General features: G+C 72.7%; 4 protein-coding genes. All 4 read left to right on the forward strand.

What is annotated here, in order from left to right; all coding sequences use genetic code 11:
• Positions 1-5907, forward strand: a complete 5907-nt coding sequence (locus NAEX_RS01640) for a translocation/assembly module TamB domain-containing protein (RefSeq protein ID WP_143141180.1) — start codon at positions 1-3, stop codon at positions 5905-5907.
• Positions 5879-9970: a BamA/TamA family outer membrane protein gene (locus NAEX_RS01645; protein WP_096325765.1), complete on the forward strand. Its 4092-nt coding sequence runs from the start codon at positions 5879-5881 to the stop codon at positions 9968-9970. The genes NAEX_RS01640 and NAEX_RS01645 overlap by 29 nt, the downstream gene beginning before the upstream one ends.
• Positions 9971-10206: 236 nt before the next feature.
• Positions 10207-11130: a DUF1684 domain-containing protein gene (locus tag NAEX_RS01650; RefSeq protein ID WP_096325766.1), complete on the forward strand. Its 924-nt coding sequence runs from the start codon at positions 10207-10209 to the stop codon at positions 11128-11130.
• Between the two features lie 181 nt (positions 11131-11311).
• Positions 11312-12244, forward strand: coding sequence for a hypothetical protein (locus NAEX_RS49420; protein ID WP_170135369.1), 933 nt, complete (start codon positions 11312-11314; stop codon positions 12242-12244).
• The last annotated feature ends 194 nt before the right edge of the window (positions 12245-12438 follow it).

Consider the following 12438-nt stretch of genomic DNA (forward strand, 5'->3'; position numbering starts at 1 on the left):
GTGGCCAGAGCCGGCGGAACGGGCAGCGCATGGCAGCGGGAGGCCGATCTCCTCGCTGACGGCCGGGTGCGCCTCGAACGGCTGTGCAACAGCCGTCGCTTCCGTCACCTCTTCCCTGGCGGACCGAACCTCGCCCTCCTGCTCGACGCCTACCAGGACCTGCAGCGCCAGCGCCTGGTCGGGCGGATCGCCCCCGGCGATTTGCGCGGAGCGCGCCGCCACCTTCGCAAGCAGCTGCGGCGGCGGGTGCGGGAGGAGGCCGTCGAGCGCTCCTTGCGGCTCGCCTATCGGATCCCCCTCGCCCGGCCGCGGCCGTTTCGGGCCGACCTCCCGCCGATCGTCGAGAAGGCGCTCGAGGCGGTCGACGACGACGTCGAGCCGCGGGTCCGCGAGCACGTCCTCGGGCAGGTCGACGGCGATGTCCCGGGTCCCGACGTCGACCCGCGGCTTCACCACGGCTTCGGCCAGCTGCGCGAGGCCCTCGTCTTCCACGCGCTCGCGCACCCCGACGAGATCGGCGCGCTGCACCCTCAGGTCCTGCGCTTCGCCGCCTCGCCGCAGCCGGTCCGGCGGCAGAACCCGCTGCTGCGGTTCCTCTTCATCAAGCTGCCGATCTCGTTCGTCCTCGGCTTCCTCGGCCTCTTCAGCGTCATCTACGTCGTCGCTTACTTCTTCGTCAACGACGCCACCCTGGGCCGGATCCTCACCGTCGTCATCGACAAGCAGATCAACGGCCGGCTCGAGCTCGGCAGCGTCCACTGGCGGCCCGACCTCATCATCGACCTCATCACCGGTCAGCCGCACCACGCCACCGTCACCGGCATCAAGCTGTGGCGCGGCTACATGAAGCAGGACATGCCGGAGCCGGACACCGTCATCGCCGAGTGCGACGGGCCGGTCGACGCCGAGCTCATCCTGCACGAGATCATCCCGTGGAACCGCTTCCTCGTGCCGGCGGTGCTCGAGGTCCCGTGGGTCCTCCACTTCACCGACATCTGGACCGACGCGCCGATGCGGCTCGACGTGTCCGAGATCAAGACCCACTACGCCGACGGCACCGAGGCCTGGATCGTCGACCTCGTCGAGGCCTTCGGGCCCGGCGTCGGCCCTTACCCGGTGCTCAACACCCGCGCGCTGAGCATCCGCATCGACCACACCGACCTCGCCGAGCTCGCGCTCGACCTCGACTTCCGCGGTCAGACCGGCTGGCAGACCGAGCTCGCGCTCGCGGACGTCGGCGCCGTCCTCGTGTTCGAGGGCCTGCACCCCAAGAAGCCGCCGCCGATCAAGAAGCCGCTGCAGTTCGACCTCAACGCGCTCGCCACCACCGGCGTCGCCCGGATCACCGCGCTCGGCTACGAGCTGCCGATCGAGAACCTCAAGCTCGAGGAGTTCGCGTCGGGCGGCGACGGCCCGCTGGGCGACATCCGGATCCGCGCCGAGGGCGAGATCGGCGGCTCGCACGGCATCTTGCGCGGGTGGCTCCGCGACATCTTCACCGCCGGCAAGCGCAGCGTCGACGTCACCGCCCTGTTCTCGGACGCCGGCCCGATCGGTCGCCTGATCACCCGCGTCCACGGCCTCGCCGACCCGATGATCGACGCCTTCGGCGCGCCGGCGCAGCTGGCCTTCCGCGGCCCCTTCAACGACATCCGGATCGGCCTCGCCGCCTCCGGCGTGAACCTCAACTTCTTTACCGACCCGAACGTCGACTGGGCGATCAAGGACGCCGCCATCGACGCCACCCTGGCCCGCGACCCCGTCCCCGACACCTGGACGCAGTACATCCCGGCCGGCGAGGAGCGGTGGATCCTCGACATCGCCCGCTTCGAAGGACATGTCCTCGGAGGCAGGTTCCACCTGCGCGAGCACGAGGCGCGCAACCACCTCGTCCTCGGCGTCGGCCCCGAGCGGCGCATGCTGCTGGCCGCGCAGACCCAGCTGCAGGACATCGACCCCGGCGAGCTCGTCGCCGCCGGCGGCACCCGGGCCATGCTCGCCGGCACCGCCTCGGGCAAGCTCGACGTCCGGGAGTTCGCGCTCGACCTCGGCGCCCCCGCGCCCACCACCAGCGAAGAAGGACCTGTCCCCCAGGCCACCCCGGCCGACGTCACCGGCGCCGACGCGCCCGAGGCGCCGCCGAGCAAGAAGACCGGCAAGACCCGGCCGAAGACGCGGGGCGAGGGCGCCGAGCCGGTCGCCGACGTCCTCGCGGGCGCCGCCGAGAGCGTCCCGCCGGCCGAGGAGAAGTCGCCGCTCGACCGCATCGTGCTCGAGATCGGCGGCCTCAAGATCGAGCGGCGGCGCGGCAACGACGGCCTGCCGCGGCGGATCCGCCTCGACGGCGGCGTCGTCCTCGACCGCGACGACGGCCTCGACCTCGCCGACCTGCTCGTCACCGTCGACGGCGCCACCCTCAGCGTCGACGGCGGCCTCGACGCCAGGTTCGCCACCCTCAAGCCGACCGACATCAAGCTCAAGATCAGCGACGGCAAGGCGTTCTTCGCCAGCATCGGCCAGAGCCCGTTCGTCGAGCGGCTGCAGGCCGGCCTCACCGTCTACGGCCCGATCGGTCGCCCGAGCGGCCGCAACGGCTCGCTGCAGCTCTCGGACGTCGGCCAGGGCCAGTTCGCGGTGCAGAACATCCGCGACGTCTCGCTCGGCCTGCACGACGGCGTGCTCAGCCTGAAGAGTCAGCGGGCCACCGTGCTCGGCGGCGCCGGGGCGCTCGACGTCGACGTCGGCCTGTTCGACGGCAAGGGCGTCAGCAGCGATCCGACCCTGCGCGCCACCGTCGACCTCACCGGCGTCGAGCTCGACCGGCTCGCCGGCGACACCATCGGCGGCAAGGCGGACGTCCGGCTCGAGATCGGCGACGACGCCAAGCGCCCGGTCCCGCTGTCGCAGTTCCAGGCCCGCGGCGCCGTCTCGGTGCCCGAGCTCAAGGTCGGCCACGGGGAGCTGCGCGACACCGAGGCCCGGTTCAGCCTCACCCGTGACGGCATCACCCTCGACGAGCTCGTCGTCCGCCAGCACCGCCGCCCCAGCCCCTCGTCCGCGCCCGACCTCAGCGTCCCGGTCGGCGACATCAGCGGCAAGGGCTCGGTCAGCTTCGACAGCGACCCGCAGCTCGACCTGCAGATCACCGGCCGGCGCCTGCCGATCAGCACCTTCGCCGCGATCGCCGGCTTCACCGACTTGCCCGCCGGCGCCCAGATCGATCGCGGCACCGACCTCAAGATCACCGGCACGCTGGCGCGCCCGAGCGTCCACGGCACCGTCGAGCTGACCGCCATCAACGCCGTCGGGATCCCGCTCGGCTCCGGCGAGCTCCAGCTCGACAGCACCGACCGCCCCGCGGGTGACGGTTTGGCCGCGCGGCGCGAGATCGTCATCAAGGGCCGCTTCGGCGACGACGGCGGCCGCCGGCGCCGCGCCCCCTACGAGTGGGACGTCGACGCCATCGTCGCCATCGGCGAGAAGCCGCGCGGCAGCAAGAGCCCGTCGTACGCCGCCGACCTCGCGGTCCGCTTCGCCAACCTCCCGCTGCGCAACCTCCTCGGCGCCGCCGGCATCGAGCCGGGCGAGGGCCTGCACGGCCAGGCCGAGGGCCTCACCGTCAGCGCGCGCACCTGTCCTCCGGGACAGCCGATGAGCACCTCCTGCCTGTGGCGCGACGGCCAGGGCGACCGCGACCTCAAGATCCTCGTCGAGCTCGATCGCCTGTGGGCCGCCGGGCGGGCCCCCAGCTCGGGCGTCGCCGCCGGCAGCAACCTGCCGGGCGACCCGTGCCGCGAGTCCGACTCGCTGTGCACCGCCAACCGCCTGGTCGCCACCTTGCAGGGCACGCGCCTCAGCCTGCGCGACGGCTGGGACCTGCGCTCGGGCGGCACCGCCACCGGCAAGACCCTCAGCGTGTCCGGCGACGTCGAGCTGTCGAGCTCGCCCGAGGCGCCGAAGAAGGACACCACCCGCGACTGCAGCGAGCCACCGTCCGCCGCGCGCACGCCCCCGCCCACCGGCGCCAGCGCCCGCGTCGCCGGCGAGCTCGATCTCGCCGGCCTGCACCCGTTCGTCGCCGGCACCGCGGTGTCCGGCATCGCCGGCAAGATCGGCCTCGACGTCAAGCTCGACGGCCACGTCGGCGACCCGATCATCACCGGCACCTTCAGCGTCCCCGACCCGCGCCAGCCCGCCACCGCCAGGGCCGCGGGCACCAGCTTCGCCGTGCCCAAGCTGTCGCTGCAGTGGGCCCAGGACGCCCTCCTCGCCTCCGGCGAGCTGTCGGTGCGCGGCCAGACCGTCCAGTTCGGCGACCTCAACGGCCACCGCACCTTCTACGTGCTCGGGGGCGAGTGCGGCGGCAGCTTCTCCGCCGCCGCGCGCGGCCGCCTCGACGGCCGGCTGTTCCGCGAGTTCTTGCCCGACACCTTCTCCGCCAGCTCGGGCGGCCTGCAGATCGCCGACGCTCACGTCGCCGGGCGCATGGGCGACAGCCTCGAGCTCAAGACCGTGCGCGCCCGCGTCACGCCCGCGCCCGGCGGCCTGATGGTCGAGCTCGACGGCCTCGGCCTCGAGGCGATCGACGTCGACCAGGGCGTCATCGAGATCCAGCGCTGCAGCGAGGCCGACCCGTGCCCCGCCAACAAAGAGGGCTTCGGCGTGTTCGTCGGCGGCCGCGCGGCCGCGATCAGCGACCTCGCCGCGCCCGAGGGCAGCCTGCGGGCTCGCGTCGGCGACCGCGGCTCGCTCGCGCTGTGGGGCAACGTCGTGCTCGCGCCCGACTTCTCGCGCTTCGAGAGCAGCAACCTGCGGGTCGACGTCGACGACGTGCAGTACAAGATGTTCGACAACTCGGGCCGGCCGCAGCTCTACGCCGCGATCTCGGGCAAGGGCATCGTCCTCGAGGGCCGCGACGTCCAGACCCTGCGCGGCGACGTGCAGGTCGCGCGCGGCCGCTGGGTGCGCGACGCGCAGCAGGGCGTCAAGGTGCTATCCTTCGCCGATCCGACCTCCGCGCCGTCCGCCCCGCCGCCCGAGATCTTGCGCGACATGAACCTCGACCTCCGGCTCCGCACGACCACGCCCTTCCGGGTCGACAACAACATCATGAAGGGCGTCGAGGGTTCGGTCTCGCTGGCGATCGGCGGCACGATCGCCGACCTCGAGATGTCGGGCCGCGTCGACGTCACCGCCGGCGTGCTCGACGTCGCGATCCTCAACGGCGCCTACGACATCACCTACGGCCGCGTCCTGCTCGAGAACAACCTGTCGTCGAGCAAGGTCGACGTCCGCGCCCAGCGGCAGGAGCCGGTCTACATCGACAACCAGCCGCGGCAGATGTCGCTGATCCTCGGCGGCACCCTCGACGCCATCACCTTCCGCTGCAGCGTCCTCGGCGACACGCGCGCGCGCAGCCGGACCCAGCGCGAGTGCGTCGACTACGCCATCCTCGGCAGCGGCAACCGCGAGGTCGCCGACGCCAACGTGCGCCGCTACGGCTCCGGCGGCCTGCTCGGGCGCCCGCTCGGCCTGGTCGGCAACCTCACCGAGATCAACCTCAACCGCTACGTCGAGAAGTCGGTCCCGCGGCTCGCCCCCTACCTGCCGCAGGTCGGCGCCCAGCTCGGCCAGCTCGGCGTCGAGGTCAACGCCGAGACCCCGCGCCCGTGGTTCCGCACCGACTGGGGCAACCTGACCATCGGCGCCGGCTACACCCGCGGCTACCCCGGCCTGCTCCTCCGCAACAGCTACGACTGGCGCGTCCGCTTCCGCCTGCTCGACTCCGCCGTCCTCGAGTTCCGCGACAACCGCCGCTCTTACTTCAACGAGCGCATCATCTTCGACCCTCTCCGCCAGCGTTCGCTCGAGCTGCGCCTTGAATACCAGCTTCCCAGCCTGCGCTGATCGCCGCCTCGCGCGGCTGCTCGCCGTCGTCGCGCTCGCGTGGGCGAGCGCCGCGCCGGCGTGGGCCGCCGCCCCGCCCGGGCCGCCGCCCGGGTCGCAGGCGCCGCTCCCCGTTCAACCGACCTCGAAGGGCAGCGCCCAGGGGACAGGTCCCGAAGAACCTGCCCCTCAGACCAGTAATGAAGCGCCAGGTCGCAAGGAACCTGCCCCGACGGACATCCAGACCCCGGCCGGCAAGCCGCCCGAGCCGGGCGCGGGGCCGCCGGCGAAGCCCGACCAGCCGGCCCCGCCGCCCGCGCCCGCCGGCATCACCGACGTGCCCGCCGCGGAGGCCGACCCCCCGACCGAAGCGCCGCCGGGCGAGGGCAGCGAGCTGGCCGCCCCGACCACCACCGACCAGGGCCCGGACGTCCCGCCGCCGAGCGCCGTCACCAGCGGCCCGACCTGCGCCCGCGTCGACGCCGGGGCCGACCCGTTCGGCCTCATCGACCGCGCGCTCGACAGCCTGCGCGACCGCGGCGGCTTCCAGGTGGGCGCGCGCGAGCGCGGCACCACCCTGCGCGGCACCGCCTGCGTCGTCAGCCTCAGCGGCAAGGACTACGCCCTCCTCTACTACCAGCTCGACCTCACCGCCGAGGAGGGCGGCTACGTCATCGCCCTCGAGCCCAAGGGCGCCGGCGAGGTCGAGCTCAGCGTGCGCCCCGTGCTCGAGGGCGAGGACCCCGGCGTCGTGTTCGCCCGCATCGAGCGCGCCCGCGTCGTCGGCGACAAGTTCCTGCCCGGCGACGACGGCGTCCGCCTGCGCAAGATCCTGAACCTCGGCACCGGCTACCTGATCCCGGCCGCCATCTCCGCCCAGCTGCAGCAGCTCGGCTACCGCGCCCAGTTCGAGCCCGCCGGCGCCAACGAATTGACGATCCGCGTCGAGCCCGGCCAGAGCATCCGCCGGGTGCGGATCCGCGGCCACCTGCCGCTGTCGAAGACCGAGGTCCAGCGCGAGCTCAGCATCAACTCGCGCCCCGGCTCGCTGTCGCGGGGCGTGTGCGTCTCGCCGAGGAAGCTGCGCAAGGAGCGACCGCCGGTGTGCGAGCCCGGCGACGCCGCCTGCACCAAGTGGGAGGCCGACGAGGTCGATCGCCTCAAGCGCTACCTCTACGACAAGGGCTACCTGCGCGGCACCGCCTCGCTCGGGCTCACCTGCGGCCGCGCCGGCGACGAGGTCGACCTGTGGGTGTTCCTCGACAAGGGCCCCGCGTACCGCGTGCCGATGCGGCAGGTGAAGGTCGTCGGCAAGGTCTCCGAGGACGACAAGGGGTGGATCCGGCGCGCCTTCTGGCCGCGCGTCAAGGCCACCCCGTTCCCGGCGCGGATCACCCGCGAGCGCGTCGAGGAGAGCCGCGAGCGCGTCGAGCGGCAGTTCGCCGAGCCGCGCGACGCCCTCATCCGCCGCACCGCCACCTCGCGGCTCGCCCTGCCCTACCCGCAGGTCCGGGTCGAGACCAGCTACGACGACCTCAAGCCCGAGGACATCCCGAAGACCGGCAAGCTCCCGCTGACCGTCAACGTCGACCTCGGCCCGGGCGTCAAGACCGCCTTCATCGGCCGCCGCAGCTACTCCGAGCAGCGCCTGCGCAACGAGCTGCAGCTGTTCTCGCGCCGCGAGGCCCCGAGCGAGCAGACCGCCCAGCGCGAGGCCGCCAACCTGCGCTCGTTCTACCAGAGCAAGGGCTTCTTGCTGGCGCAGGTCGACGGCCGCTACGACGACTACGGCAACGCCCCCGGCGCCCTCACCTTCCAGATCAAGGAGGGCCCGGTCGTGCGCATGAAGAAGCTCGACCTCGTGGTCGGCCGCGGCGTCCCTCGCGGCGTGCGCGAGCGGCTCGAGCGCGACTTCGCCGACGAGCGCGTGCTGCGGGCCCCCGGCACCTTCACCGAGGCCGCCGTCGTCGACCACCTCTCGGCCCTCCTCGCCAAGTTCGCCGACGCCGGCTACCTGTGCGCCCAGGCCGGCGTGCGCGTCGCCTTCTGGCCCGACGGCCTCGACAAGAAGGGCGAGTACGCCGACGTCGACGTCGACACCATCCTGCGCCGCGACTCCTTCCCGGCCTGGGCCGTCCGCGACCTCGACCCGCGGGGCCTCGCCGCCCTGCGCAAGCAGTCGCGGGCCGAGCTCTACGTCCGCGTCACCGTCGAGCCGGGCCCGCGCGTGTTCACCTCGCGCAAGCCCGAGGTCATCCGCTACCTCGACGGCCCGGTCCCCGGCGACCGCGAGATCGAGGGCCAGCCGCACCACGAGCGCGGCGAGTGGGGCGCGACCCGCATGCTGCGCGGCACCGCCCTGCGCCACAAGGGCGACGACCGCCCCGGCAACATCCCGCTGACCACCTCGCTCGACCGCGACGCCGAGCAGGGCATCGTCGACAACTACCGCAACGACGGCTTCCCGGTCGCCGACGCCGAGCTGCGCTGGCTGTACACCGACCCGCGCACCAAGGAGGTCAAACCTGTCCCGAACGCCAGGCGCCTCGTCGACCCCGAGATCGGCCTGTGCCAGGCCTACAAGAGCGGCAGCGCCGTCGAGGTCGACACCGAGGTCAGCGTCTACGAGGGTCGCCCGGGCGTGTTCGGCGACACCGTCATCCGCGGCAACTTCAAGACCCGCAGCTGGATCTTGCGGCGGCAGTTCGCCCACAAGCCGGGCGGCGTCTACTCGCGGGCCAAGGCCGACGAGTCGCGCGCCAACGTCGACGGCCTCGACGTCGCCGAGAGCACCGAGCTCACCGCCTACCCGACCGGCTGCGACCTCGAGGACGACCCCAAGGAGCGCTGCACCGTCCACCAGGTGCTCGAGATGCGCGAGTCGAAGGACGTCTCGGTCAAGCTGCAGGGCGGCGTCGGCCTGGCCACGCTCGACCCGTTCTACGTGTTCCTCCACCCGATCTTCCCCAACCTGTTCGGCACCGCCTGGGACCTCGACGTCCTCGGCCACTACGGCTTCAACACCCGCCAGTTCTCGAGAAACGTGCCGTTCCTCGGCGACTGCGCCGGCCAGCCCTGCTACGAGCGCAGCGTCCGCGGCCGCCTGGCCCGCCCGCGGATCTTCGCCACCCCGCTGACGCTCGAGATCAACGGCCAGTACCAGCGGCGCGTCACCCCGGCGCGCGGCCCGATCGAGCTCGCCGTCGGCAACATCACCCTCAGCTACAGCCGCAGCCGCGCGCTCCAGCTCTACGTCGGCTACCTGATCCAGAAGAGCAACATCTCGCAGGACGTCGCCAAGCCGGCCTTCACCCCCGACACCGGGCTCGGCCAGGCCGCGGTCGTCAACCGGCGCGACGCCATCGTCTCCGACCGCACCGGCGCGCTCACGGCCGGCTTCACCTACAACAACACCGAGAACCCCTCGAACCCGGAGAAGGGCATCATCGTCCAGGGCGACCTGCGCTTCGCCTCGCCCTACCTCGGCGGCCAGGACTGGTTCGTCCGCACCGACCTCGCCTTCCAGCACTTCATCCCGATCCCGCGCACGAACAACCGCCTCAACTTCCGCTACGCCCTGCGCTACGGCCACGCGATCCCGCTGCCCAACCTCCCGGGCAGCTCGGGCGCGGCCGGCGTGCCGGAGATCTGGCGCTACTGGGGCGGCGGCACGGCCGACCTCGGCCTGCGCGGCATCTTCCCCGAGACGATGCTCGTCGACATCGAGGAGATCGACACCGGCGACGGCTTCAAGCGCCTGCACTACACCGCCCAGGGCGGCCATATCCGCGCCCTCGCCAGCATCGCCCTCCAGGTCACCTCGCTCAACGACTTCCTCGGCGGCAAGATCCACCACTCGTTGTTCTTCGACCTCGGGATCCTGACCCAGCGCTGGTCGCAGGTGCAGCTCGCCCGCGACTTCCGCCGCAGCGTCGGCATCAACTTCATCAAGTGGGACATCAAGCTGGTCACCCTCGCCCTCGGCTACGCGATCCTGCTGCCCAACTCGATCGCCCCCGGCAACGTCAAGCCGATCGACGACCGCAACGGCCGCTTCATCTTCGACGTCGGCATCACCTTCTGAGCGGAACGACCTGTCCCACGGGACATCCGCCGCGACCTCTCATCTGTCTCTCGGGACATCCGCCGCGACCTCTCACCTGTCCCTCGGGACATTTGCCGCGACCTCTCGCCACCTGTCCTCCGGTACATCCGGCACGATCTTTCACCTGTCCCACGGGACATCCGGCACGATCTTTCACCTGTCCCCCCGGGACACGCGCGCCACGTTCCGCCCGGTCCGCGCCCTTCCCCTGCCCCATGCGTCACCTGCTTCCCGAGGCCTTCGGAGCCGCGCTCCTGCTCGCCGCGACCTTGCCCGCCTGCCACCCCCAAGCGCCGCCGCCCCCGGCCGTCGATCCGGCCTACGCCGCCGATCACGCCCGCTGGCACGCGACGCGGATTGAGGCGCTGAAGGCCCCGCAGGGCTGGCTCGCGCTCGCCGGGCTCTACTGGCTGCAGGAGGGCGAGTACCGGCTCGGCGCCGGCTCGGGCGCCGACATCGTCTTCCCCGCGGGCGCGCCGGCCGACGTCGGCGTGCTCGCGCTCGCGGACGGGCGCGTCCGCCTGCGCCTCGCGCCCGGCGTGGACGCGAAGATCCGCGGCGAAGCGATCCAGGACGTCGAGCTGCGCTCCGACGTCGACCCCGCGCAGCCGGCCGATCGCGTCGAGCTCGGCGACCGCTTCACCTTCCTCGTCATCGCCCGCGGCGAGCGCCTCGGCCTGCGCCTCTACGACGCTCGCTCCGAGGAGCGGCGCGAGTTCGCCGGCATCGCCACCTTCCCCCTCGATCCGGCGTGGGTGATCCGCGCCCGCTTCGAGCCGCTGCCGACCCCGCGGACCATCGACCATCCCACCGTGCTCGGCACCGTCCAGCCGGCCCGGGTGCCTGGCACCGCCGTCTTCACCGTCGACGGCCAGGAGCACCGCCTGACCCCGATCCTCGAGCACGGCCCCGCCGGCGACGCCTTGCTGTTCGTCTTCAGCGATCGCACCAGCGGCCGCGAGACCTACCACGGCGGCCGCTTCCTGCTCGCCGAGCTGCCGCAGGACGGCACCGTCCTGCTCGACTTCAACCGCGCCCACAACCCCCCCTGCGCCTTCACGGCCTACGCGACCTGCCCCGTCCCGCTGGCCGAGAACCGCCTGCCCTTCGCCATCCCGGCCGGCGAGAAGACGCCCTAGCGACTCGGCCGCGCCTCGCTCGAGTTCACGGCGATCGCCGCGACGGAACCGCAATGCGCTGGCCATCGCGGCGCGAACGCGGAGCTCGCGGCCGTGCGACGTCCTCGCCGGCCTCTGCTGCGCGCCGGGCAGGCCGCGGACGTCACGGGCGATCTTCGTCCGGACTCGCTACCCTTGGGGCATGCCTCGCCTTGAACTCGCCCTATCCATCTTCGCCGCGGCGGCGGTGGCCTGCGCCGACGACACCACCGCCGTGACGACCGGCAGCGAAGCCTCCACCACGGCCCCCACCACCGGTCCCGACACCACCACCGGGCCCACCACCGCCGACGCGCAGACCACCACGTCCGAGCCGACCGGCCCGAGCACGATCACCGGCGTCACCACCACGACCGCGACCGACAGCACCACCGGCCCCGTCACCACGACGGACACGGCCACCACCACCGATCCGACCACCGCGAGCACCACCGAGCCGGCGACCGTCGGCACCACCGACCCCGAGACCACCACCGGCGGCGGCCTGTGCGGCGTCGAGGGCGACATGATCAGCGCCGACCTGGCGCACATGGGCAAGCCCGCCCCGTGCGGCCCGCTCGAGTTCACCGGCACGCGGATCAGCGACCAGAAGGGCCCCGTGTGGCAGCTCGACGGCTGCGCCTGCGGCGACAGCTGCCTGATCCCCGACCCCTGGACCCTCAGCGTCTCGGCCCCGGCCGCCTGGTTGCCGCTGCTCCCGGCCTGCCCGCGGATCGTCGTCGACCGCGTCGAGGGCTTCAATGGCTGTCAGTTCGCCGCCATCTCGGTGTGGGACCTCCAGGCGCCCGGCGAGCCCGCCGTCTACCACGCCGGCCACGGCCTCGCCCCGACCCAGGCCGGCGCCGCCGAGCTCACGATCACCCCGCACAGCGTCGAGACCTGCGACTGCATGGGCTGCTGCCAGCCCGCCGAGCGGTGGGACCTGCAGTTCAGCCTCGACGGCGCCGACGTCACCCTCGGCGAGGGCGAGAGCGCCCCGCTCGGCCCGCGCAACGCCATCAACTTCGAGTCGCACCACATCGGCCTGTGCGACGCCCCGCTCGACGTCCACTGGGCGATCCGCAAGCCCGCCTGACGACCTGTCCTCGAGGACATTTCCTTCCGGACATTCCCTCGCAGACATGTCTCAGGAGACATTCCATCGCCTCGTCGCTCCGCCTCGCACCAGCTCCCCGGCCGCGATTCGCTCGCCCCGGCGCCACATGTCCTGAAGGACATTCAGGCCGGCGCGCAGGGGCCCGCTTGCGCGCGCCTACGAGTGGACAGGCG

It is taken from the genome of Nannocystis exedens, assembly GCF_002343915.1.
GTDB lineage: Bacteria > Myxococcota_A > Polyangia > Nannocystales > Nannocystaceae > Nannocystis > Nannocystis exedens.

What these genes read in the sequence shown, in the direction of transcription:
- NAEX_RS01650 (WP_096325766.1), top strand. Translation starts at nt 10,207, where the DNA reads ATGCGTCACCTGCTTCCCGAGGCCTTCGGAGCCGCGCTCCTGCTCGCC.
- NAEX_RS49420 (WP_170135369.1), top strand. Translation starts at nt 11,312, where the DNA reads ATGCCTCGCCTTGAACTCGCCCTATCCATCTTCGCCGCGGCGGCGGTG.